General features: G+C 70.0%; 20 protein-coding genes. 11 read left to right on the top strand and 9 right to left on the bottom strand.

Annotation, left to right across the window (positions count from 1 at the left end):
• Positions 1-6: 6 nt before the first annotated feature.
• From H0B56_RS01220 to H0B56_RS01205, 4 genes are all read right to left on the bottom strand, one after another.
• Positions 7-1,167, bottom strand: coding sequence for a hypothetical protein (locus H0B56_RS01220; protein ID WP_180891056.1), 1,161 nt, complete (start codon positions 1,165-1,167; stop codon positions 7-9).
• A gap of 81 nt (positions 1,168-1,248) precedes the next feature.
• On the bottom strand, positions 1,249-1,878 hold the full coding sequence (locus tag H0B56_RS01215) for a hypothetical protein (RefSeq protein WP_180891055.1): 630 nt from the start codon (positions 1,876-1,878) through the stop codon (positions 1,249-1,251).
• A gap of 217 nt (positions 1,879-2,095) precedes the next feature.
• Entirely contained in the window at positions 2,096-2,407 is a 312-nt protein-coding gene (locus tag H0B56_RS01210; protein WP_246360816.1) for a DUF4333 domain-containing protein, read from the bottom strand.
• Between the two features lie 10 nt (positions 2,408-2,417).
• The gene (locus H0B56_RS01205; protein ID WP_180891053.1) at positions 2,418-2,699 is read right to left on the bottom strand and encodes a DUF4333 domain-containing protein; all 282 of its coding nucleotides are present in this window, start codon (positions 2,697-2,699) and stop codon (positions 2,418-2,420) included.
• Positions 2,700-3,179: 480 nt separating this feature from the next.
• Between H0B56_RS01205 and H0B56_RS01200 the strand changes: the two genes are divergently transcribed.
• On the top strand, positions 3,180-3,689 hold the full coding sequence (locus H0B56_RS01200) for a hypothetical protein (RefSeq protein WP_180891052.1): 510 nt from the start codon (positions 3,180-3,182) through the stop codon (positions 3,687-3,689).
• Between the two features lie 181 nt (positions 3,690-3,870).
• A complete protein-coding gene (locus tag H0B56_RS01195) occupies positions 3,871-5,241 on the top strand; it encodes an ABC1 kinase family protein (protein ID WP_180891051.1) in 1,371 nt (456 codons plus the stop codon).
• Between the two features lie 67 nt (positions 5,242-5,308).
• Here the strand turns inward: H0B56_RS01195 and H0B56_RS01190 are convergent, their stop codons facing one another.
• On the bottom strand, positions 5,309-6,016 hold the full coding sequence (locus H0B56_RS01190; protein WP_180891050.1) for a hypothetical protein: 708 nt from the start codon (positions 6,014-6,016) through the stop codon (positions 5,309-5,311).
• Between the two features lie 19 nt (positions 6,017-6,035).
• The gene (locus H0B56_RS01185) at positions 6,036-6,848 is read right to left on the bottom strand and encodes a hypothetical protein (RefSeq protein WP_180891049.1); all 813 of its coding nucleotides are present in this window, start codon (positions 6,846-6,848) and stop codon (positions 6,036-6,038) included.
• Positions 6,849-7,617: 769 nt separating this feature from the next.
• Between H0B56_RS01185 and H0B56_RS01180 the strand changes: the two genes are divergently transcribed.
• Genes H0B56_RS01180 through H0B56_RS01160 form a run of 5 tightly spaced genes read left to right on the top strand, consistent with a single transcriptional unit; the run spans position 7,618 to position 17,649 of the window.
• The gene (locus H0B56_RS01180; RefSeq protein WP_180891048.1) at positions 7,618-8,574 is read left to right on the top strand and encodes a DUF1702 family protein; all 957 of its coding nucleotides are present in this window, start codon (positions 7,618-7,620) and stop codon (positions 8,572-8,574) included.
• Positions 8,575-8,604: 30 nt separating this feature from the next.
• Complete coding sequence (locus H0B56_RS01175) at positions 8,605-10,503, top strand: FG-GAP repeat domain-containing protein (RefSeq protein ID WP_180891047.1); 1,899 nt, start codon at positions 8,605-8,607, stop codon at positions 10,501-10,503.
• A complete protein-coding gene (locus tag H0B56_RS01170; RefSeq protein ID WP_219632074.1) occupies positions 10,500-11,546 on the top strand; it encodes an enediyne biosynthesis protein UnbU in 1,047 nt (348 codons plus the stop codon). Before H0B56_RS01175 ends, H0B56_RS01170 begins: the two co-directional genes overlap by 4 nt.
• Positions 11,543-17,236, top strand: a complete 5,694-nt coding sequence (locus H0B56_RS01165; protein ID WP_180891046.1) for a type I polyketide synthase — start codon at positions 11,543-11,545, stop codon at positions 17,234-17,236. Before H0B56_RS01170 ends, H0B56_RS01165 begins: the two co-directional genes overlap by 4 nt.
• 2 nt (positions 17,237-17,238) lie before the next feature.
• Complete coding sequence (locus H0B56_RS01160) at positions 17,239-17,649, top strand: acyl-CoA thioesterase (RefSeq protein ID WP_180891045.1); 411 nt, start codon at positions 17,239-17,241, stop codon at positions 17,647-17,649.
• A gap of 67 nt (positions 17,650-17,716) precedes the next feature.
• On the opposite strand, the gene H0B56_RS01155 is transcribed toward H0B56_RS01160, so the two are convergent.
• Positions 17,717-18,481 (bottom strand): SIR2 family NAD-dependent protein deacylase, encoded by a 765-nt coding sequence (locus tag H0B56_RS01155; protein ID WP_180891044.1) that lies wholly within the window; start codon positions 18,479-18,481, stop codon positions 17,717-17,719.
• 71 nt (positions 18,482-18,552) lie between these two features.
• Here H0B56_RS01155 and H0B56_RS01150 point away from each other — a divergent pair, with 71 nt between their 5' ends.
• Both H0B56_RS01150 and H0B56_RS01145 read left to right on the top strand, forming a co-directional pair.
• Positions 18,553-19,020 (top strand): NUDIX hydrolase, encoded by a 468-nt coding sequence (locus H0B56_RS01150; RefSeq protein WP_180891635.1) that lies wholly within the window; start codon positions 18,553-18,555, stop codon positions 19,018-19,020.
• A gap of 82 nt (positions 19,021-19,102) precedes the next feature.
• Positions 19,103-20,098, top strand: a complete 996-nt coding sequence (locus H0B56_RS01145) for an adenosine deaminase (RefSeq protein ID WP_219632073.1) — start codon at positions 19,103-19,105, stop codon at positions 20,096-20,098.
• Positions 20,099-20,107: 9 nt separating this feature from the next.
• Here the strand turns inward: H0B56_RS01145 and H0B56_RS01140 are convergent, their stop codons facing one another.
• The gene (locus tag H0B56_RS01140) at positions 20,108-21,475 is read right to left on the bottom strand and encodes an NCS2 family permease (protein WP_219632072.1); all 1,368 of its coding nucleotides are present in this window, start codon (positions 21,473-21,475) and stop codon (positions 20,108-20,110) included.
• Positions 21,476-21,707: 232 nt separating this feature from the next.
• Positions 21,708-22,118 (bottom strand): gamma-glutamylcyclotransferase family protein, encoded by a 411-nt coding sequence (locus H0B56_RS01135; RefSeq protein ID WP_180891043.1) that lies wholly within the window; start codon positions 22,116-22,118, stop codon positions 21,708-21,710.
• Positions 22,119-22,212: 94 nt separating this feature from the next.
• Between H0B56_RS01135 and H0B56_RS01130 the strand changes: the two genes are divergently transcribed.
• Complete coding sequence (locus H0B56_RS01130) at positions 22,213-22,992, top strand: META domain-containing protein (RefSeq protein WP_180891042.1); 780 nt, start codon at positions 22,213-22,215, stop codon at positions 22,990-22,992.
• A gap of 158 nt (positions 22,993-23,150) precedes the next feature.
• Positions 23,151-24,461 carry a hypothetical protein gene (locus H0B56_RS01125; protein ID WP_180891041.1) on the top strand — a complete coding sequence of 437 codons (1,311 nt, stop codon included), beginning with the start codon at positions 23,151-23,153 and terminating at the stop codon, positions 24,459-24,461.
• Positions 24,462-24,647 lie beyond the last annotated feature (186 nt).

Here is a 24,647-nt window from a genome sequence, read left to right as displayed (position 1 = left end):
CCCGTACTAGCCGGCCGTCTGGTTGCCACCGGGATCGGTGGGCCCAGGTCCTTCACGTTTGGCCAGCTCCGCGTGCAGCTGCCGCAGCAGGCCCCTGTCACGCTCGTTGAGCCTCGGATCGTCGACGGCATCGGGGTCGATACCCGCCGGCCAGCCGTCCGGCGTCGCCGCCTCGTCGCCGGCAAGCGCCGCCCGCAACTGCCGCACATCGGCCGAGCTCAACTCGTTGGTGCGTTCGGCGGGGGTCTCCTCGTCGCCGTACCCGACCGCTTCGGACGGTTCGGGGGGCACCATCGGTTCGGTGGGTCGCGCCGCCACGGCTTCCCTGCGCTGCGTGCGTTCAGAGTTGAACATCAGCAGGTTGTCCGGGGGGACGCTACTGTCCTCCTCCGCGGAGTCCCGCTCCTGCCGTGGCTCGACGGCGGCATGGCGCGCCGCGAGCTCCCGCGGACGCTCCGGCTGTTCGCTCGGAGCCTCGGCCACCGGCGATGGTTCGGCGGGTGGCTCCGTCACGGGTACGTGCGCGGGTTCCGGTGGTGGCACCGCACGCTGCTGGGGCGGCGTCCCCGCTGCCGCGTGCGCCGCGTGCCACACGGGCACGGCAGCATCCAGCGCCTGGCGGTGGTAGGCGGTCCACCCCGCGGCCGCCCCTCCGACCTCGACGACCGCACGGATACCCGCCCGTCTCAGCTGGTCATCCACCCGGTAAGCGGTGGCGGGCGCGCTGCCGTGCTGGCCGACCTCGACGAGCACCACCCGCTGCGGCAGTGGCCCGGCCGCCGCACCCGCCCGGGTGGTCCGCCACACGGCATGCACCGCGCGGATGTCGGGAAGCACCCGCAGCACGCCATCCAGCGCGTAGGCAACGCCCTGACCGGGATGCTGGTCACCGGTGAAGTGGTGTACCGACGCGGCCTCGACCGCGGTATCCGCGACGGTGACCAGGTCGGCCAGCGTGCTATCGGAACAGCACAGCTCCAGCACGGACGCCAGCTCGTCCCGTTCGGCCGCGCGAACCGGCAGCTTCCCGGCGATCAGTACACCGGCCACCAGCTCCACGGCTTCGTCATGCCGGAAGCGGGCGACCAGCTCACGCGCGTGGCACAGCGCGCTGTCGTCGAGCCGCCCCGCGAACGTGTGCAGCATGTTGTGCAGTCGCAACGCCATGTCCGTGCTGCCCCGACGTTGCCCCTCACGGACCTCCACTGTGCGCTTCTCCCTCCAGCCCGCTGGTGGAGCGAGCATTCGCTACGCGGCAACGACCCGGTGCCGTGCCTCCACCGCTCCGGCACACAGCAGCGTCGAGTTCGCCAACGCCGCACGGTGGTACTCACCGACCTCGGACTCGGGTGCGATCACCTCGACACCGGGCTCCTCGTCTCCCAGTGCCCGCAGCACGCGCTGTAGCTCCGCGCCCAGCCTCGGCAAGCCCGTCAAGGCCGTGATGAGCAAGACCCGCTTCGCCTCGGGATCCTCACCTGTGCCGCCGTACCGCCAGCTCTGTCGCACCTCGCCCACGTCCGGGCGACCGCGCAACGCAGCGTGTATCACGTCCGACACCGGGTCGACATTATTCATCCTTTCAGGTGCACTCCCTGAAAAGGTGTACCTGCTTGGCCGAGCGCCGTCCACCCCGAGCGCCGAACTCACCGCATGGTGGTCGGCACCGTAGGGTGCCAGGCCCGCCATCATCAGATCGTACTCCGTCTTGTCGACATCGATACCCTGTTTGAGCAGGGATTTCGGCAAGATTCGGGCGATGGCGATCACGGCACCCGAACCGAGCCAGTCCCGGTAACGCCACAGCAGCCCGTCTGGCAGGCGTCCCGCCAATCGCAGTAACAGATCGTGACAAGCCTGCTCGATGTCGTGATCCATCGTGTCACCTCCACGTGGCGGCACAGCATGCCACACTCGGGGTCGGGCGTTGCAGTGGCTCACGTACCGGGGCTCACGTACCGGCTCGCCGGCCGCCGGCTGCACCCCGTCCGCGTAGAGCTCTACGACTCCACCCGGAACGCTGCGCGGGAGCCGAAGGTGACCTCGGTTCCTTAGAAGGAGCCGGGTGCAACATTCGGCTCCTATCCCGGCGGGGTCAGGGCGTCGGGGTGCGGGCGCGGTCGATGTCGAACTCGGCCTCGCCGTCCTCGACGGAGGTGATCAGTACCCGCACGTCGTAGCGCTCGTCGCCGATCCGGGCCGTGCAGCGGGTCATCTCGGCGAACCTCGCGCGGAGACCCTCCGGGCAGTCGGCACCGCGGACCGCGTCGTCCTCGACCGGTTCCAATGCCTCCACGATGCTGGCCTCCAGGTGCTCGGCGGTAACGGTATCCTCGCCCAGCCCGGAACACCCGGCCAGCGCGAGCACTCCGAGCGCCAAGCAGCCGCCCCTGCGGAGTCGGTGCATCACGATCCGATCAGTCGTTCCACACGAGCTCGTAGAGCACTTCGCCGCCGTCCACCTCGGTCACCGACACCGTTATCGCTCGCTCGTGTTCCCCGTAGTCCACCGCGCAATCAGTCGAGGACCCGACGTCCCGAGTCAGGCCATCCTCGCAGGACACGGACTGGACCGGCTCGCCGGAGTCCTGCAGGTCCGACGCCACGCCCTCCTCGAGCTCACCCTGACCCACCATCGCGGCACAGCTCGCGAGCGTCCACGCGGCCAGACCGGACGCCACCAGCGGTCCCCATCTCATCTGCACAAACTCCCTCGAGTCGGTCGTGTCATGCGGCATACGGAGTTTCCTGCACCCCAGGCAAGGCTAGAGGAAGCCTAGCGTTAAACACTCGACCGAGTGACATACCCCTGGATCAACCCGCCAGAGCATACGGAATGAAACGATTCCGGCCAAGGAATCCGGCACCACCACACCGGCTATTGGATCTTACGTGTGATAGCCACAATGGATCGGTACTGAGAGTGATCACGTATGGTCGGCGTTCGGACCCGCACCGGGCCATGAAACAGGCAAGGCCCGCACCGCACGGCGTCCCCGCGAGCGGGAACGCCTCCTGGAAGGGATCGCCCACCGGCTCGGTACCGTGCCGGTGGGCGGCGAGAGCACCATCGATCCGGGCACGCTCGCCGAGACAGCAGGGACCGCTGCCGGTTCCGCCCGGACGGACACCGCCGGCACGCTCTTCCAGCACCGCAGACGAGACTTGGAGCATCCATCATGGCGACCACATTGCCGGTGCCGATCGAGTTCACCTTGCCCGAAGGGTGGCAGTCGGCGACTCCCGATGAGGTCGGAGCGCCCGGCGTGGCGTTCATCGCGCTGCACCCGGAGTCCCGGGACGAGTTCACCGCCAACATCACGGTCAGCGGGGAGATCCGGACCGACGACGCACTGCTGACCAGCATCGCTGACGAAGCAGTCGCGCACCTCGAGCAGGGGGGCTCGGTCGAGCTCCAGAACCGCACGGAGGTCGGCACCTCCGACGCGCCGGGTCTCACACAGGTGCTGATCCTGTCCACCACCGTCGACGGGTCCCAACTGGACCTCGTCCTGTCCCAGGTATTCCTGTCCGTCGCCGACGCAGAGGAGCCCCACAAACGCGCCGTCCTTCAGCTGACGCTGACCGCGCGGACCACCCAGTTCGACACCGTGGTCGGTGACTTCCAGCAGTTCGTCCGCACCATACGGGTATCGGACGAGGAGTCCGGGCAGCAGGATCACGAGTAGGGGCGTCCAGTACGGACCTCCCTGATCCGGCCCGGAACCGGAGCCGTAGCCCGACACGGTGAATGCCCGGCCACCACCGGCTCGCGCGCCGCGCGGGCGCCGCGCCCTGACCGTATTCTGTCGCGACAAAGCTCACGGGACCGCTGGTCCCGTCACCGACCGCGATGATGCGAGGCAGCAGATGGCCGAACCCAGGGAGAATGCCGGAGCCACGGGCACAACGGCGACGGCAGGCGGCACGCCCCCTCCGAGAGCAGCCACCCTCGTCGTCCTCCGCCGGCTGCTCCAGATCGCAGGCGTACTGGCGCGGCGGACCGCGAGCGGCCTGTCGTCGGCTTGCCGTGCCCGGGTACGGCGGGGCAGGACTGCCGGTGCCCGTTCCTGGTTGGTCGGCACGATCATCGAGCTCGGCCCGGCGTTCATCAAGGTCGCCCAGATGCTCAGCACTCGCGCCGACCTCCTGCCGCCCCACTGGTGCCGCGCGCTGGCCACACTGTACGACAGTGGCCCCCCGATACCCGCCGAGGAGCTGGAGCCGGTTCTCGCGCGCGCGTTCGATCCACCGATCGCGCGCGAGCTCATGGCGCGGGCCGCAGAACCGGTGGCCTCGGGAAGTATCGCCTGCGTGTACCGGACCACTTTGCCGGACGGCGCGGACGTAGCGGTCAAGGTGCGCAGGCCGGGGATCGAGGACACCCTCCGCGTCGACATGGCGATCATGCGCCACGCGGCACGCCTGCTCGCGCACCTGCCGCCGTTCCGTGGGGTCCCTGTCGGCCAGATCATCGCCCAGCTCACCGGCGCGGTATACGCGCAGCTCGACTTCGTGCAGGAACGGCACAACCTGGCCTTGCTGCGCGCCAACCTCGCCGACCACGACAGCGTGCGGATCCCCCGAGTGCGAGACGAGCTGTGCGGCGACGAAGTGCTGGTGATGGAGTTCATCGACGATCTCCGTCGCCGCAGTCCCGCGGACATGCCGGAGGACGAGCGAACGCAGGCCGTCATGCGCACCCTGCACGCCGTGTACCAGATGCTGTTCCTGGACGGCCTGGTCCACTGCGACCTGCACCCGGGAAACCTGTACCTGGGGCCCGGCTCCGCAGTGATCGTGGACGCGGGGTTCACCGTGCGGCTGAGCCAGGACGCGCAGGACAAGTTCAGCTCGTTCTTCTATTACATGAGTGTCGGGAAGGGCACCGCCTGCGCCGACGTCGTGCTGTCCACAGCCACGTCGAGCCCGGATACCGATACCGAAGGCTTCCGCCGGGACATCAGCGCGCTGGTCGCCGCCAACACAGGGGTGTCGGCAGCGGAGTTCGACCTGGTGCGTTTCGCCACCCAGCTGTTCGACATCCAGCGGCGTTACGGGCTGTACGCTGACCCGCAGTTCGTCTTCCCGATCCTGTCGCTACTCGTACTGGAAGGTGCGGTCAGGGACTTCGCGCCGCGTATCGATTTCCAGGACGAGGCACTGCCGTTCCTCGCACGGGCGATGATCTCCCGAACCCTGTCGGCATCCCGGGCCACGGAACGCAGCGCGAGGTCATGAACGTGGTCCGGCCCGCGCTCCGGGGAGCGCGGACCGGACCACTGTGGAATCCTTCGGCCGTCGAGCCTCAGGACGGGACGGCGTCCGTTCCCACCGTCCAGTCGAATGACGGCAGGGTCGCGATCGGGCTGCTGCCGACCGGCTGGCCGTCCGAACCCAGCGCGTACAGGCCGATATCCCTGAGGGACTGGTACGGCGCGGACTTCGGCGGGAACTCGGACTGGGATCCCTTCATACACACCGGTTGGTCCGGAAGGGTTCCCAGCGTCACGGGGTCACCGTTGGCACCGCAGTGCTCCAGCTCCACGATGATCGGCAGGAACATCGTCTGCGTGAAACCACCGTTGACGGGGTCGAACTCCAGCAGGCTCTCCGGATTGATCTCGATGTCGCCTGCCATCTTGATGCTGATCGTTCCGAACGGCGTGTCCTCCGCTGTGACCTCGTGTTGCTCGACGACAAGGCCCCACTTGTTCGGGTCAGGGCCGCCCTTCACGAGCACGCCGACATTACCCGCCCCGGAGAACGGGAACGTTCCCTCCGAGGTGACCAGGTTGATGAGGTCACCGAAGCACGGGCACACGACACGCATCCCGTCCAGGCTCGGGCCACTCGGTCCCGGTACCTGTGCAGCGGCGGTGGCCGAGTTGATGAACTGACCTCCCGCCGCTGCCGCAGCGGCCGCGGCAGCCGTGAACCCGGCACGTTTCAGGAACCTGCGCCGACCTTCGTCGAAGCCTTCGGTACCTGACGTATCGTCATTCAGCTCAGGCATTTGTTCACTCCTTCTTTGCTCAGATGCGCAGACCGAGGTCGATGCCCAGGGAGGACAGCAATGGCGACGAGCAATTGCAGTCCTCGTCGGATTCCGGCGCGGGCTCGGACGGCGATTCGGGTGCCGGTTCCGGTGCCGGTGCCGGCTCGGGTGCCGGCTCGGGCGCGGGCTCAGGCTCGGGCTCCGGTGCCGGTTCCTCCTCCGGCTCCGGTGCCGGTTCCGGCGCGGGCTCAGGCGCGGGCTCCGGTGCCGGTTCCTCCTCCGGCTCCGGTGCCGGCTCGGGCGCGGGCTCAGGCGCGGGCTCCGGCGCGGGTTCCTCCTCCGGCTCCGGTGCCGGTTCCGGCGCGGGCTCAGGCGCGGGCTCCGGCGCGGGTTCCTCCTCCGGCTCCGGTGCCGGTTCCGGCGCGGGCTCAGGCTCGGGCTCCGGTGCCGGTTCCTCCTCCGGCTCCGGTGCCGGTTCCGGCGCGGGCTCAGGCGCGGGCTCCGGTGCCGGTTCCTCCTCAGGGGCCGGTTCCTCCTCAGGCGCCGACTCGGGGCAGTCCGCTGAACCGGAGTCAGACGAGCCGAGCAGCCCGTCCACGCTGGCCGACCCGAGGATCCCCTCCAGGAGGTCACCCACGCCACCGAGCAAGTTGCCCGACTCGGGTGAGCCGGCGCCGTCGGAATCGTCGCCATTCACCGCACAGTCGGACGACGGATCCGGTTCCTCGACCGGGTCCATCTCACCACCGATCAGGCACTCTCCCTGACGGGCGAGACGGGCGTCGCACTCCGAGCCGTCCGCATCGGACCGCTCACTGCTACTGGCGAGCGTGGCCACCGACCCCGACAACACGTCAGGGTGATCACCGACCGCATACGCCGGAGCAGTCCCCATCGCTAGACCCGCCGCCAGGGCAAGCATTGCTCCCCGACGAATCGTTCTGGACACTTTGACACTCCCAAGGCCTATAGACTCTGGATTTGGTGTCTAAACCGGACATGAAGTCGCGGATCGGACCACTTCACCATTAGTCGCATCCGGTCGGCTCGCCAGCCAGAACACACATCGACACCCGATCAGGGGCACCATTGTCACCGGTTCGACACAAATAAATCCCCCCCGAGGGGGAGCGCCAGAATTTTCTGGAACTATTCGACTCGAATACGGATCCCGCGACAGATCTCGTCACAGCCGAGCGGACCGGGAACGACCTGCGCACATGTCTACACCCTCATCAGGCCGAACCGCCGGAAGGGCACCCGATCCGACGGGGTAGCGGCTTTCCACGGAAGGTATCCGGGAACACCGGATACGCCCCCGGATAACGCGCACTCACGTTACCCGACAGTACATTCCGGAATCGCTCCCCGGGAACTCACGCACCCGCTCCCAACCAGCACACACTCCGATATCCGACCTCGCCCGCACCGATCCCCATGGCGAACCTCGCACGATCCGGTGAACATTTCCGGCACAGTTCCCAGTCGTTCAGCAGCGCTGACGTAACACGCATAGAGTGCATTGATGGTTGTTCCAGCGACCGGCCGGGTGCACGAACGATCGCCGAAGGCGGTACCGAGCGTGACACTCGACGAACCTCCGGAGATCTGAGGTGGAGATGGGCACAGCGGGCGCGACACGGGTACACGGGGCGCCGGTTCCCAGCCGGGCCCGGTTGCTGCGGCTGCCGCTGACGTTGGCCGACTTCGAGCGACGCGGCTTCCGGCTCGACCGACCGGACGAGCGGGTGCTGCTCGAGACGCATGCGAAAAGCTTCCTGACCGGCTTCAATCTGGCCGCGAAGCACTGGCGCGACCCGCATCCCGCGCTGTCGTGTATCGAGCCGTCCGAGCGCGGTTTCGCCTACGAGGGCGCGGCGATGTACGCGGCGTTGCGCGATGTCGTATCCCCGCGCGGCGGCGAGGCCATGCGGCGACTGTGCGAGGGAACGGGGGACGACTACATACACCTGATACACGTCGGGTACGGCTGGGCAGGGGCGGTACCGCGCATGCCCATCCCCGACACGATCCCGACCACACCGCTGCTGCGCTGGCTGGCTCTGGACGGGGCCGGGTTCGCCGAGGTCTACTTCGGCGGTCTGCGCGCGCTACGCAGGCGATGGGACCGCGAACCGACCCGGCGTTGGCAGGCGAGGGCCGCCGGTTTCGGCCGCGCGCTGTGGTTCGTCGAGTCGGCCAGTGTGGACGGCGTCACGAGGGTCATCGACCAGGCCCCTCCCCAGGCGCGCCCGCATCTGTGGTCCGGAATCGCGCTCGCCTGCTGCTACGCGGGGGGCGCCGATATCCCGCGGCTTGATCGGCTGGTGCGGTCGTGCGGTCCGTACTGGCCGCACTTCGGCCAGGGCGCGCTCTTCGCGATATCGGCTCGGGCACGAGCGGGGCTCGTACCCGAGCACACAGCTGCGGCCTGCCGGCACCTGTTCGGAATATCCCCCGAGAACGCCCGCGAATGGACGGACATCGCCGCCGAGGGGTTGACCGGCTCGCCCGACATATCGGCCTACAGCGAGTGGAAGTCCCGATTGCGCGACATGGTCACCGCACCACCGTGACAGAACGTCGACCACTGAAGGAAACCTCCGATGCCCCCTGCGTTACGTCGTGCCGTGCCGTTGACGGTCGCCCTGCTGATGTGCGTCGTAGCAGGTGTCTTCACGATCCGGCCGAGCCTCGGTGAGGCCGAGTCCGCCGGCCTTTCGAGGGAGTACGCGTTCGACACCATCCAGGTCAACTCCGCACCACCGGACGCGCGCGAGCTGCGCGACGTGCAACCCGCACTCGAGCACATCGAGGCCTGGATCTCCGCCGTCGGCGCCGCGGCGGCCCTGACCGACCTGCGCGGCCTCGGCCGGCCCGCGGACGCCTGCCTGGTCGACCCGCGCGACGACTCGGTATCGGTGTTCGGGGTTCCCGGCGGGGAGGGGCCGGACTACGAGCGCTTCACCCTTGAGCCGGACGGTCTCCCGTACGACTCCACCATGGCGCCGATGGGGTGCGTGCCCGCCGATTTCGACGAGGACGGGACCGAAGACTTCCTCGTCTACTACTGGGGCCGCTCGCCGGTGCTGTTCCTCAACGAGGGTGAAGCCGGCGCGACGCCCGGTGCCGATGACTTCCGTGCCCACGAGGTAGTCGAGCCCATGGAGGTATGGAACACCTCCGCGCTGTCCGTGGCCGATGTGGACGGCAGCGGCCACCTCGACATCATCGCAGGCAACTACTTCCCCGACGGGGCGAAGGTCCTCGACCCCGAGGCCTCCGAGGACGACCGCATGGGGATGCAGCACTCGATGGGCAAGGCGCGCAACGCCGGAACCAACCGGCTGTTCCTCAGCACGCCGACCGGTGAGCCGAACGAGAAGCCGGAGTTCACCGACGCGAGCACCGCACTACCTGCCGACTCCGCCGAGGCCTGGACCCTGGCGTTCGGGTGGCAGGACCTGACCGGCAACAACCTCCCGGACCTGTACACCGCCAACGACTTCGGCCCGGACAGCATGCTGGTGAACACCTCGAGTCCGGGCGCGGCGGCGTTCACCCGGGTCGAGGGCCAGCGGGATCTGACAACACCCACTTCGCAGGTACTCGGGCACGGATCGTTCAAGGGGATGGGAGTCACCTACAGCTACCAGCCGGGCGAGCAGCTTCCCATGATCATGGTCAGTAACATCACCAGCCCGTTCGCGTTGCACGAGAGCAACTTCGCCTTCGCGCCGGACGGGGACGGCTCCCGGTTGCTCGACGGGGATGTGCCGTACACGCAGCGGGCGGAACAGCTCGGGCTCGCGCGCAGCGGGTGGTCCTGGGATGTGAAGGCAGGCGACTTCGACAACTCGGGAACCGATGAGTTCCTCCAGGCCACGGGCTTCATCAAGGGTGAGCGCAACCGGTGGCCGGAACTGCACGAGCTGGCGATGGGCAACGACGATCTGCTGCACCACCCCGAGGCCTGGCCCAACTTCGGCCCGGGGGACGACGTGTCGGGTCACGAGCACAACCGGCTGTGGGCACGGGGTGAGCAGGGACGCTACTTCGACGTCGCGGAGCAGGCCGGGCTCGGCAGCCCACACGTGTCGCGCGGGTTCGCGTTCGGCGACGTCGACGGCGACGGCTCACTCGACGTGCTCGTCGCCAACCAGTGGGAGGACTCCGTGTTGCTGCGCAACCGCACCGAGCCCGACGGGCAAGCGGCGTTCCTCCGGATCCTGCGACCGGGCTCGGCGGGCGGGCTTCGTGACGCCATCGGCGCCCAGATCGAGCACGAAGTGAACGGGCAGCGCAAGCGAACCCAGCTCTACCCGTCCAACGGGCACGCAGGGGTATCCGCGAGCGAGGCGCACCTCGCCCTGCCCGGAGGCGAATCGAGCCGGGCCACGATCACGTGGCGCGATGGCGACGGCGTCCACACGGACTCCGTGGACGTCGACCCCGGTCACCACACAGTGGTACTCGGCACCGACGGAACGGCGGACATGCGATGACCACCACGACCACACCCCCGAACACCGACGCCTCCGGAGTCTCGCACGGGAGCGGTTCCGGACAGGACGGACAGCAGCGCCGCAAGCCCGCTGTGGACACCAGGGTCAAGGCGCTGCGCCGCTTCGCCCTGTCCATCACCGCGTTCACGGTCGTGGGACACCTGGTACTCGGCTTCGAGCAGTCCCCCATCACGCCGATCGTCGCCCTCCTGGTCAGCTACGCCACCGCGTTGCTGTTCGAATGGCTGGACAGCTGGGCGCGGGAGGCGACTCCGGAGTACGCGGGAGGGCGCGGTGCCCTGATGGTGTTCCTGCTGCCCCCGCACATCACCGCCCTGGCGTGCGCGATGCTGCTCTACGGCAACTCGTCGATGTGGCCGTACATCTTCGCCGTCGTGGTGGCCAACACCACCAAGTACGCCGTGCGTGTCAGGCTGCGCGGCAAGCTTCGACACGTGCTCAACCCCTCCAACGCGGGGATCGCGATCACGCTCGTGCTGTTCCCCTGGGTAGGGATCGCCCCGCCCTACCACTTCACCAACGACGTGACCGGCGCGATCGACTGGCTGGTCCCGCTGGGCATCCTGATGCTGGGGACGATGCTGAACGCGAAGCTCACCGGCAAGCTGCCCCTGATCCTGGCCTGGGCCGGTGGGTTCGTCGCGCAGGCCGTGCTGCGCTGGCTGATCCTCGACCACTCGCTGGCGGCCGCGCTACTACCGGTGACCGGTGTGGCGTTCATCCTGTACACGAACTACATGATCACCGATCCGGGGACGACTCCGGTAAAGACGCGCAACCAGGTCGTCTTCGGCCTCGTCACAGCCGCGATCTACGGCATCCTGGTCGTCTACGGGGTGGTCTTCGGCCTGTTCTTCGCTCTCGTGATCACCTGCGCGCTGCGCGGAGTCGTCCTCGTCGCCGAAGCCAGGTCGGGACGGCTGGGCGCCGGGTTCCGCGAGCGCCTGACCCATCACCTCACCCCTGCTACGGCGCGCGCCACGGCCCCCGCAGCACCGGGATCGCGGGGAGGCAGGCTGTGAGCGCGAACCGGATCGCCATCGTGGGCATGGCATGCCGGTATCCCGACGCGACGACGCCGGACGAGCTCTGGCAGACGGTGCTGGGAAAGCGGCGGGCATTCCGCCGCATCCCGGAACGCCGGTTGCCTGCCGCCTACCGCGCCGGGCCCGGCGAGCCGGACCACAGCTACGCGACCCACGCGGCCGTGCTGCGCGACTGGACCTTCGACCGGGCACGGTTCGGCGTGCCCGGTCCGCTGTATCGGGCCGCCGACCAGACACACTGGCTCGCCCTGGAGACGGCGGCCGCGGCCCTCGCCGACGCCGGGTTCGCGGGCGGCGACGGCATCGACCGGAGTACGGCAGGCGTGGTCCTCGGCAACTCGCTCGCAGGCGAGTTCAGCCGCGCGAGCATGCTCCGGCTGCGCTGGCCGTTCCTCGCCGATGCGGCAGCGACCGCGTTGCAGGAAGCGGGAGCGTCCACGGAGCTGTCCCATGATGTGTTGAGCAGGCTCGAAGGCCTGGTCAAGCAGCCCTTCCCCGAACCGGGGGACGAGACGCTCGCCGGGTCCCTCGCCAACACCATCGCGGGCCGCATCTGCAACTACTTCGACTTCAACGGCACCGGCTACACCGTGGACGGTGCCTGCTCGTCGAGCCTGCTCGCGGTGATGACGGCATCGCGTGCTCTCGTCTCGGGGGAGTGCGACTTCGTACTCGCGGGCGGCGTCGACATGTCACTCGACCCGCTCGAACTGGTGGGCTTCTCCCGGCTCGGCGCGCTCGCCGGGGCCGACATGCGGGTCTACGACGCCCAGCCGACCGGGTTCCTGCCGGGCGAGGGCTGCGGCGTGATCGCTCTCATGCGCGCCGAGGACGCCGAACGGCGCGGCCTGCGCAGCTACGCGCACATCGTCGGCTGGGCGTCCTCGTCGGACGGTGCAGGAGGCCTGACCCGTCCGGAACAGCGCGGTCAGGTACTCGCCCTGCGCCGCGCCTACCGCTCGGCAGGGCTGCAACCCTGTCAGGCCCAGTTGATCGAGGGGCACGGAACCGGAACGGCGATCGGCGACGCGGTCGAGCTGGAGGCGCTGATCTCGGCGCGCGGCCACACGGCATCGCCCGCGGCAGTGGGGTCGATCAAGGCCAACATCGGCCACACCAAGGCCGCCGCGGGCGTCGCGGGCCTGATCAAGGCGGCGATGGCCACGCACAACCGGGTGCTTCCACCGATCACCGGCTGCGAGCAGCCGGTGGATCTGCTTCGAGACGGCAGCGGGAACGACGTTCCCCTGCGCGTCCTCGACGCCCCCGAGCCGTGGCGCGAGGAAACGCCCCGCGCCGGGGTCTCGTCCATGGGGTTCGGTGGCATCAACGTGCACATCGTCCTCGAAGGCACCGGACCCGCGCCGCGGGTGCTTCCCTCCGCGACCCGGCGCTGGTCGGACCGCGCCGGGCCACACGAGATCGTCTACCTCGGAGCCGACGGCCCCGGAGAGCTCGCCGACCAGCTCACGCGGCTGGCCCGCTCCGCGACGGACCTCAGCACCGCAGAGGTCACCGACATCGCCGCGACAGCCTGGCACGAGCGCCGGGGGTCCCGCCCGTGGCGCGCGGCGCTGGTGGCGCGCACCCCGGACGAGCTGGCGGCCGCGGCCCACACCGCAGCTGCCGCTACCGACGGATGGGACGGCAGCCCCCGGTTCGACCGGAATGTCGGTTACGCGCTCGGCTCGGCCGGTCCCGCCCGGGTCGGACTGCTCTTTCCCGGGCAGGCTGCCCCGGTCCGGTGGGCGCTGCCGTGGTGGGCGCGCCACCTCGACGTTCCGGATCCGCCCGCCGACCTGGTCGAACGGCAGGTATCGGCGGACACCGAGATCGCTCAGCCCGCCATCCTGCGCCAGTCCCTCGCGGCCCTTGCCTGGCTCGGCGAGCTGGGATGCACCGGAGTAGCCGCCGCCGGGCACAGCCTCGGCGAGATCACCGCGCTGCACTGGGCCGGGTCGTGCACCGCCACACAGGCACTCGAGCTGGCGCGCGTACGGGGGCGGCTGATGGCCAGGCTCGGCGCGGGCGACACGACCATGGCCGGCGTCGCCGCCACGGCCGATCGCGTCGAGGAGCTGATCCGGGACACCGGCGCGGTGATCGCCGCCTACAACGCGCCGGACCGGATCGTCGTCTCCGGCACGGTCACCGAGATCGACCGCATCGTCGAGCGCGCAGCCGGCGCCGGTGTCCCGGCGAGCAAGCTCGCCGTGTCACACGGGTTCCACAGCGCGGCGATGCTCCCGGTGACACGGTCCATGCGGGACGCGCTCGCCGAAGTCCCGCTGCACCGCCCCGGCGCGCCGGTCGTGTCCACGATCACCGGCCGGCCGTGCGAGGCGTGGCCGGACGAGCTCCGCGAGCGGCTCGTCGCGCAGCTGACCAGCCCCGTACTGTTCGCGGACGCGGTCACGAACCTTGCCGGGCGTTGTGACCTGCTCGTCGAGGCCGGCCCCGGAACCGCACTCGCCGGGTTGGCCGAGTCGAACACCGCGGTTCCCGCGGTCAGCATGGACTGCGGCGGCGCCACCGGACGGCACGCCTTCGTCACAGCCCTGCTCGCGGCGTGCGCGGGAGCCGACCTCGAACCGTGGTTCGCCGACCGGCCCTACCGCCCGCTGGACGTCGACGCCGTACCCGAGTTCGTCGCCAGCCCCTGCGAGAACAGGGAAGGCTGGGCCGACGCAGGGGAGGTACGGGGAGCCGAGCCGGACACGCGGGCCACGGAACGGCTGACGGAGGAGGAGCCCGCCGCTACCGGCGAGGACGCGCGCGCGGCGCTCACCAGCCACCTTGCGACCCTGCTCGAGCTCCCCACCCACGCCCTCTCCCCGTCGAGCTCGTTGCTCAGGGACCTGCACATGACCTCCCTCCAGGTCGTCGAAGCGGTCGCCACGGTGGCGCGCGCGCAGGGCAAGCAACCTCCGGGCGCACCGCTGTCGCTCAGCGACGCCACCCTCGCCGAGGCCGCCGCGGTCATCGACGACCTGCCCGAGACCCACCCGGCCGGGGAGGAAGGCGTGCCGGGCGTGCCAGGCGTACGCGGGTGGGTCCGGCAGCTCGCCTCGCCCTGGGTTCCGTTCACCGCGCCGCAGCACGAGCGCACGGAGTCGCCCGCCGTCCGCTGGCACGTGCACGCACCTGCCGGGCACTGGTCGCACGAGCTCGCGGGCGAGGGCGACGCGCAGGCCGACGGGTTCGCCGTCGCCCTGCCTGCGCGGACCACGCGCACGGAGATCGCCGAGCTGCTCGGCGAGATCAGCGGCCGCGATCCGGCGCACCTGCTCGTGCTGCATGACGGGCACCCCGCGGCAGCGGGACTCGCGCGTAGTGTCGCGAGCGAGCTGGACCGGTGCCGGGTCACCGTCCTCGCCGTGCCCGACCTGTCCCGCCGCATACCGCCCGGCGAGCTCGCCGGGATCCACGGTGACCGGTACCTGGAACTGCGCGCGCGCGACGACGGGCCGATCGAGCGCCGCACCGCCGTGGCACGGCCCGTTGGCGAGGTCGAGCCGAGCACGGTGGAGCTCGACGGCGTGTGCCTGGTGACCGGAGGGGTGCGGGGCATCACCGCATACGCCGCCGCGGGGCTCGCCGAGCACACCGGCTGCACGCCGGTGTTCCTCGGCCGGTCGCCGCAGGACGACCCCGAGGTCACCGACGCCCTGCGCGACCTCCGCGGGCGCGTGCCCGCGCACTACATCAGCTGCGACGTGACCGACGAGTCCTCGGTCGCCGCGATGGTGGCCGCGGCCCGCGAGTACGGGGCGATCCGCGGGCTCGTACACGGCGCCGGTCTCAACGAGCCGCGCACGCTCGGCGGCGTCACGCCGGAGTCGTTCGCGCGCACGCTCCGGCCGAAGGTCGACGGACTGCGGGTACTGCTCGACGCCCTCGGCGACGAGCTTCGGCTGCTTGTCGGCTTCGGGTCCATCATCGGCAGGCAAGGGCTCGCCGGGCAGGCCGAGTACTGCATCGCCAACGACTGGATGCGCAACGAGATCGAGGACTGGGCACGAGCACATCCCGGCTGCCGGGCGCACCACGTGGAATGGTCGGTGTGGTCCGGTATGGGGATGGGTGTGCGGCTGGGCGTCCTGGACAACCTGCGCGGGCAGGGCGTCGAGCCCATCGAACCCCGGCAGGGAGTGCGGGTGCTGCTGGACCTGCTCGCGGACCGGGCCGCACCGACCACGGTGCTGGTCACCTCGCGGTTCCCGGCCACAGCGACCCTGCGCGTGGAAGGTCCGGCCCCGCCCGCGCTGCGTTTCGCGGAGTACGCGCGCGCCCACGTTCCCGGCATCGAGGCGATCACCGAGTCGGAGCTCTCCCCCGGCACCGACCCGTACCTCGACGACCACCGCATCGACGGCGTTCCGGTGCTGCCCGCGGTCATCGCGATGGAAGCGATGGCACAGACCGCTGTGCTCGTCTCGGGTCCCCGGACGGCGTGGTCGATGACCGGTCTCGAGTTCCACTCCCCCCTCACGCTGAACGACTCCGGCCGTCGCGCCGTCCAGGTAGCCGCGTTGGCCGAGCGGCACGGAATCGACACGGCCGTGCGGGACGACTCCGACGGGTTCGGCACCGACCGGTTCACCGGCTCGGTGGCCGATGCCCCCGACCAGCCCGCGCACGTCGCCCGGGCGGACCCACCGGAAGACCCCGAACGGCAGGAACACGACCTCTACGGGGGCGTCTTGTTCCACGGCGGGAGGTTCCGCCGGTTGCTGCGCTACGACGCCCTCTCCGCGTTCCGCGTCAGTGCGTGGATCCGTGCCGGGCAGCGGGAACGGTGGTTCTCCGAGTTCCACGGTAACGAGCTACTGCTCGGTGACCCCGCTACGCACGACGCGACGCTCCATGCGTTGCTGGCGTGCGTCCCGCACCGGCGCGCACTCCCTGTCGGCGTGGACCGGGTCACGATCTGGCGCGTCCCGGAAGGGCCGTTGCGGGTGGCTGCCGTCGAACGCTCGCACTCGGCAGCGGACTACGTGTTCGACGCCGACCTCGCCGATCCGGACGGGGCCGTGGTCGCGCGCTGGCAGGGCCTGCGGCTGCGTGCCGTCACGGCACCGGAGTACCAGGAGGAGCTGCCCGGGCAACTCCTCGGCCCGTGGCTGACCCGCAGGCTCATCGAGTGCGACATCGCGGACGGGGTCGAGCTCGTGACCGTTCCCGGAACGCCGCAGGACGGCGCGGCAGCCACCGTGGCCGAACGCATCACCGGCGCGCGGGCATGCCACGACCCCACAGGCGAGCTGCACGTGACCGGGTACCACGCCAGCACGAGCCACGCGTCCGGGCGGCTGCTGCTCGCGCTGGCTCCGGGACCGGTCGGTGTGGGCTGGGAGGCGCTCGCGGACACGCTCCCCGCGAACCGTCCCCCGCTTCCCGATACCGGTGACCTGCGCACCGCCGAAGCATTGTGCGAGAAGCTCGGCGAGGAGCCCGCACTGACGATGACCAGGGTGTCGACCGCCCGCGAGGCGCTCGGCAAGCTCGGTGTCGAGCAGGACGAGGCGTTGCGGGTCGATCAGGTCACAGAGGACGGAATCGCCGTGCTTCGCGCAGGGGGCGTGCAGGTCGCGACCGCGAAGGTGCGGGTGCGCGAGGCGGGCTCGCTCGCGGTCATCGCCGTCGCGCTTCCCAGCGGGGGGTGAGCATGCGCCGCTACGCGTACCGGCATGTGGTGACCCTGGACGAGACCAACATGGTCGGCAACGTCTACTTCGCGCACTACCTGCACTGGCAGGGCCACTGCAGGGAACGCTTTCTCGCCGATCACGCCCCGGGCGTGCTGCGCAGCCTGTGCGCTGGAGAGCTCGTCATGGTCACCGTGTCCTGCTCGATGAACTACTACGCGGAGTGTTTCGCGCTGGACGAGGTGGAGGTCTCCATGGCCCTGCGAGCCGCGAGCGGGAACCGGATCGTGATGGACTTCGACTTCCACCGCGCATCCCTGCTCACCGCCCAGGGAACGCAGACGGTCGCCTGCATGCGCCGCTCCGACGACGGTGTGGTGCCCACCGAGATACCGGCCGAACTCGCGCGCGCCCTGTCGGACTTCTCCTGACCCCTGCGGCCGGAGCCCGGAAGGGCGAGCCGAAGGTGGCGCCGGTTGCAGTAGAAGGAGCCGAATGTCACCTTCGGCTCCCCACCACGGCTGGTACCACCTCGCTGAGCGCGCCACGCAGGACCACGTCGGCGAGGCCGTCGTACGGGGTTTCCGCAGCGTTGCACACCAGCACGGCGGCGCCGGCGTGCGCAGCGGTCGAGACCAGCCCGGCTGCGGGCTGCACGGTCAGCGAGCTCCCGACCGCCAGCATGACGTCGCACGACCGCGCCTCCACCCGCGCCCGATGCAACACACCCGGATCCAGGCTCTGCCCGAACGAGATGGTTGCCGACTTGAGGATGCCGCCGCACTCCTCGCACCCCGGGTCGGCCTCACCTGCCACCACCCGGTCGAGGACAGCTCGCATGTCGCGCCGGTCGGAGCAGCTCAGGCAGACGGTGACGAACATCGTGCCGTGCAGCTCGACCACCAGTTCCGCGGCGCTGCCCGCCTCCTGGTGCAGCCCGTCGACGTTCTGCGTGAGGACGGCGGCCAGGGTGCCTGCGCGCTCCAGATCGACGATCGCGCGGTGTGCCGCGTTCGGCCGGGCATCCCAGGCCGGATGGTGCAGGCGGGCCCGCCAGCTTCGCTCGCGCACCTCCGCGCTGTCGACATAGGCCCGCAGGTTCGACAGTCGCTGCGTTCCGGGGTCGGTGCTCCACAACCCGTTGGGGCCCCGGAAGTCGGGGATTCCCGACTCCGTGGAGATCCCGGCTCCGGTAAGCGCGACGACGCGGTCGGCCGAATCGACCAGCTCGCGGGCCCGTCGCAGGCTCTCCGGTGACGCCATCCCTCCATGCTGGCGGACACGCGCCCGCTCCGGGAACCTCCCTGGACGGCAGAATGGCGGGCATGGCAGGCATGGCCGGCAAGCGCAGCGCGGGGCTCATCCTGTTCCGGCGGGCCGCGGCCGGGACGGAGGTGCTGCTCGGGCACATGGGGGGACCGTTCTGGGCCCGGCGCGACGCGGGTGCGTGGACCGTGCCGAAAGGCGAGTACGGGCCGGACGAGGATCCCTGGGCGGCGGCGCGGCGCGAGTTCCGCGAGGAGCTCGGTCTCGACGCGCCCCACGGCACGCGGGTGGCGCTGGGAGACGTGCGGCAGTCCGGCGGCAAGGTGGTGACGGTCTGGGCCGTCGAGGGCGACATCGACCCGAACGCCGTCGTACCCGGGATGTTCGAACTGGAATGGCCACGCGGCTCCGGACGGGTCCGCGAGTTCCCGGAGCTCGACCGGGTCGCGTGGTTCGACCTCGACCGAGCACGCGACAAGATCATCAAAGGCCAGCGTGCCGTCCTCGACCGCCTTGACGAGCTGCTGCGCACGTGACCGGCTCCGGCACGCCCGGCAACGTGCGCCCGATCGCCCCTCCCATGGCCTGCTCCCCGCTACCGGTGGCAGGCTGATGGTCATGCTGGACATCCCGAAAGCCGAACTGCACGTACACATCGAGGGCACCATGGAGCCCGAGATGGTCTTCGAGCTGGCCCGCCGCAACGACGTCGAGCTTCCCTACAGCTCGGTCGCCGAGCTCCGGTCCCGGTACGAGTTCTCCGACCTCCAGTCCTTCCTGGACATCTACTACGCCAACATGGCCGTGCTGCGCACGCGCCGGGACTTCCGGGAGCTGACCGCCGCGTATCTGCGGGAGTCCGCCCGGCAGGGCGTACGGCACGCGGAGATCTTCTTCGACCCGCAGGCGCACCTCGCACGGGGCGTGGAGATGCCGGCCATCGTGGACGGGCTCTCGGAGGGGATCACGGAGGGGATCACGGAGGGGGCAGGCAGCGGCGTCACGGCCGAGCTCATCCTGTGTTTCCTGCGTGACCAGAGCGCCGAGTCGGCCATGGACACCCTGCGCCTCGCCGAACCGTTCCTGGACCGCATCATCGGTGTGGGCCTGGACTCCGCGGAGGTGGGTCACCCGCCGTCGAAGTTCACCGAGGTCTTCGACCGGGCACGCGAGCTGGGCCTGCGCGCGGTCGCGCACGCGGGCGAGGAGGGGCCCGCCGAGTACGTGCGGGAGGCACTCGACCTGCTCCGCGTGGAACGTGTCGACCACGGTATCCGGGCGCTGGACGACCCCGAGCTCGTCGACCGGCTGCGCCGCGAGCAGGTCCCGCTCACCGTGTGCCCGTTGTCCAACGTGCGTCTCGGCTCGTTCAGCCACCTCTCCCAGCACACCCTGCCACGGCTGATGGCCGAAGGGCTCATGGTCACGATCAACTCCGACGATCCCGCGTACTTCGGTGGCTACGCCGGGGAGAACTTCTCCGCCGTCCGCGAGCACCTCGGCCTCACGCGGGAACAGCTCCGGCAGGTCGCCGCGAACTCCGTCCAGGCATCCTTCCTGGACCGTGAGCGCAAGTCCGCGCTGCTGGCCGAGGTGGACGCCTGGACGGAGTGAATCGCCGGGCTAGACCAGCCAGATGAAGTAGGCGAGGATGATCACGAACAGCACGTAGCCGATCGGGTGCACGTCGCGCCACCGGCCCTTGACCACCATCAGCAGCGGGAAGAGCAGCAGCCCCATCGCGATGCCGTTGGCGATCGAGAAGGTCAGCGGCATCGCGATCACGGTCACGAACGCCGGGATCGCGAACTCCAGCTTGTGCCACTCGATGTCGCCGAGGCCCTTGGCCATGAGCACCCCGACGATGATCAGGGCGGGCGCTGTGACCTCCGGAGTCACCACGGCCAGCAGCGGCGAGAAGAACAGGGACAGCAGGAAGAGCAGCGAGGTCACCACCGACGCCAGCCCGGTGCGTCCGCCCGCGGCCACACCGGCCGAGGACTCGATGTAGGAGGTGGTCGTCGACGTACCCAGGATCGCGCCGCCCATCGTCGCGATCGAGTCGGCACCCAGTGCCCGCTTCGCCCTCGGAAGCTTGCCGTCCTTCAGGAACCCGGCCTGGCTGGCGATCGCGATCAGGGTTCCCGAGGTGTCGAAGAAGTCCACGAACAGCATCGTGAACACCACGATGATCATCTGCGAGCTCAGCAGCTCGGGCAGGTTGACGAGCGCCTCCCCGAACGTCGGCGCGAGGCTGGGCACCGAGGACACCGCGCTGGCAGGCGGGTCGATCAGGGTGGTGACGACCCCGAGAACGCCGGTGAGGATCATCCCGTAAAAGACCGCACCCTTGAACCCGCGCAGCAGGAGCGCCGCCGTGACGACAATGCCGAAGATCGCCAGCAGCGTAAGCGGCCGGGTGAGGTCTCCAAGGGTCACATACGTCGACTCGGACGGCACCACGATCTCGGCGTTCTGCAGCCCGATGAACGCGATGAACATGCCGATCCCGGCTCCCACCGCGAGCTTGAGCTGCAACGGGATCGCGTTGATGATCGCTTCGCGGACCCCGGTCATCGCGAGCACGAAGAACAGGAGACCGGACGCGAACGTCCCGACGAGCGCGACCTGCCAGTCTATGCCCATCACGAGCACCACGGTGAACGCGAAGAACGCGTTCAACCCCATCCCCGGTGCCAGCGCGATCGGGTAACGCGCCCACACCCCCATGATGAACGTACCGAGTGCGGCGGCGAGCGCTGTCGCGACGAATACCGCGTCGGTGTTCATCCCGGTCTCGCCGAGCACGGAGGGGTTGACGAACAGGATGTACGCCATCGCCAGGAATGTGGTCACCCCCGCGATCGTCTCCCGCCGCACGTTCGTGCCCAGCTTCGTGAGCCGGAAGAACCGGTCTATGGGGCCTCGCTCCGTCCCGTCCTGCTCCGGTGAGTCCGGCTGCTCCGTCGTGTCCGCCCTGTCCGTCGCCATCGTTCGCCTCCTTGCGCGTGGCACCAGCTGATCATTTAGCTTGCCAGCCGGTCGATCCCACTGGAAAAGTCGGTGACCAGTGGTTCAACGAGTCACACGGGTCGGCGCCCGCACGTGTCGTGGTGTGAATTGGATCACTATTCGTGGGGTGGATCCATCGGTGGAGACCACAAGAACGGCCGAACGGGCAACCGGGCATCTTGGAGGATCCCCCAATCCCACCCGCGACCCCCTAGCCGTGCGCGTGCGCGAGCCAGCCGTGCGGCAGGGCAGGCATACCGTCGACCGGGCGGATCCAGACGTACACCCAGCACTCGACGCCGCCGTGCAGGGTGGTCCGGGTGCGCTCGTAGCCGGGCCCCTCGTAACGATCCAGCTCCGGCCAGGCCGAGTCCGGGTCACGGAGCCGCACGCACTGGGCAGGTACGCCTGGCGCGCAGCCGGGCCGACTGTCGCCCGGTCGATAGGCGGGATAGCCGCGCCCGGTGTCGTACAGCGCACCGGGAAGCGTGCACTCGCCCTCATGCGCCGCGACCAGCGGCGCGAGAAAGTGCCACGCGGCGGCGCCGCGCATGAGCGTGCCGTAGACGGCCAGGCGGTCCGGCAGTGCGCCAGGGCTTGTCCGGGACGACACCGCGTGCATACCCGATTCTCCCCATGCCCGCCGGACCGAGACGTGTCCCGGGAGGTCCGTGGCCAGGGCAACCATGACCGGGGGCTCGCGCGTGGTAGGGATGATGAGACCGGCAACGATCGGCACGTCCCTGGCGATACTGGCACTCGCCGGTTGCGGCACGGACGGCGCGGGCGAGCAGGCGGCCGAGCTGCCCGAGGACCGGACGTTCGTGTCCACCTCCGTGAGCGAGGGAGGCGAGCCGCGCCCGCTGGCCGGCGACACCGGGGTGCGGTTGACGTTCGACGACGGCCAGCTCCGGGCGCACGCAGGCTGCAACCACCTGCACGGGAACGTCCGCCTGCAGGACGGCCGGCTGGACGTGAACAGGCTCGGCGGCACCGAGATCGGCTGTTCGCCGGAGCTGGCCGAACAGGACGAATGGCTCTCCGGCTTCCTCGCGGACGGGCCCACCGTCGAGCTCGACGACGAGACGCTCGTCCTGACCGGCGGCGAGACCACCATGGTGCTCGCCGACAGCGACGCGGCCGAGCCGGACCGCGCGCTCGAGGGGACCCGATGGGTCGTGGACACGGTGCTCGACGGGGACGTCGCGTCCTCGGTACCGCGCGACGCCGAGGCACACCTGACCTTCGCCGCAGGCGGCGAGGTGCGGGGAAACGCCGGTTGCAACTCCCTCGACGCGCGCTACAGCGCGACCGGCTCGCGGCTGGACATCGAGCAGGTCGTGACGACCAACATGTCCTGCGGGCAGCACGTCGACCGGTTCGAACGCACCGTACTGGATGTGCTTTCCGGGGAGCCCTCCTACGAGATCGACGGCGACCGGTTGACGCTGACCGGTGAGGAACCGGACAGGCGACTCCGGCTGACGGCCGAATAGGGCCTGCGCACCGATGCGCTGCACGGCCCCGCGGTGACGGGTACTGGGCCGCGCCGGGAGATCCGGGTGGGCTGCCCGCGCGGTACTTTGGGATGCGTTCGTCCGGCCGTCCACACCGCGCCGGACACGGCATCGCGCACGACACAGGGGGACCGTCCATGTCCGGGGCGTACGGACCGCACCAGCCCGCCCGACCCGGGAGTGGCCGCTCGGCAGCGCTCGCCATCGGCGGCGTACTGCTCGCGGCGGGCATCGCTGTCACGCTCGTGCTCGCCCCGGGTGGCGGATCGATACCCGGGACCCCGCACGTCGCCGGGTCCGGCGACGCGAGCACGCGCCACCTGGCCCCGCTGTCCATGGAACCGGACCGGGACGCCGTCGAGGCACCCGACGGGACACCGCACATCCCGGCATGCCGCTTACTCCCACCGGGCGACGTGCACGCCATCGGGCACCGGTTGCACGACTACGCGAACACGATCGGCGAAGGCGAGGAGGGCATCCGTCGCACCGTGTTCGACTACGTGGGCGAGGCCGACGTCGAGTCCGATCGCGGGCTGACGTCCGCGGGCTCGGTCACGGGCACGTGCGAGTACGGCTTCGCGTCCGAGGGGGAAGGAACGTCTCCCGGGCTGGACATCGTGGTGCTGCAACCGTTCCTCGTGAGCCGGGACAGGGTCGAGGAAGAACTCGAGCGCCGTTACGAGCCCGCCGGGCCGGTCAACGGGGCCGACCTGTACGAACACGCATCCGACGACATCGACTTCCTGACCCATGTACTCGTCACCGACAAGGCGATGGTGCTGCTGCGCACGTTCGACCTGACGGAGTCGGATCGTGACGCGGTGCTAGAGACCGTGTCCACCAACCTCGCCGACCTGCTCGCCGACCCGGAGGGCCCGGCCGTGCCTACCTACCAGGACGGCCCGTGGGACGGGGATGTCGTCCGGGCATGCCCGCTGCTGGACAACACCGGCATCCGGGAGGTCACTGGCAACGACGCGGCCCCGTTCGCCACCGAGACCATCCCGGTCACCTCGGCGACGACCGCATCGGGTCCCGACGCCGGAGGGCACGACTACGTGTTCAACGGTTGCCGCCGCACGGATGTCGTCCCGCCAGGGGAGGACGTCGCCGACGACATCGACTCGATCTTCGACTCGGTCGTGTTCAACCTGTCCACACGTACCTTCGAGACCGGTGCCGGCGCCGAAGCCTTCTTCGGCGAGGTCACCGCCCCGGGCGGCACCTACCAGGAGAGCGTCACCCTGGACGGTCCCGGGGACCAGGCGTTCGCCGGTAGGTCGTCCGCGGCGATGGGTGGTGTCGATCTCATCGTGCGCCTCGGCCCGGTGGTGTTCGAGCTGGGCTACGACGCCCACACCGATGGCCGAATCGACGAGGCGGTCGAGGCGCTCCGCCCGCTCGCCGAACGGATCAGCGACACGCTGGCGAGCGAGGGGTACTGAGCGCCCCGCCTGCCGCGCGCGGGTCGAGCCTGCCGGACCGCCGCTGACCAGGGAGGGCAGGCGCACCAGCGACGACACGGCCTGCCCCGGCGGGACGCCGGACACCGCGACCGGCACCGGGGACGCACCGTGCTCGGTGCTGGTCGCAGGCGGTACCCGGATCCGGTACTGGGCCGGGTCGATACA

Source organism: Haloechinothrix aidingensis (assembly GCF_013450155.1).
Lineage (GTDB): Bacteria > Actinomycetota > Actinomycetes > Mycobacteriales > Pseudonocardiaceae > Haloechinothrix > Haloechinothrix aidingensis.
The sequence above is the reverse complement of the archived record's forward strand: the minus strand, read 5'-3'. Positions and strand labels throughout refer to the sequence as shown.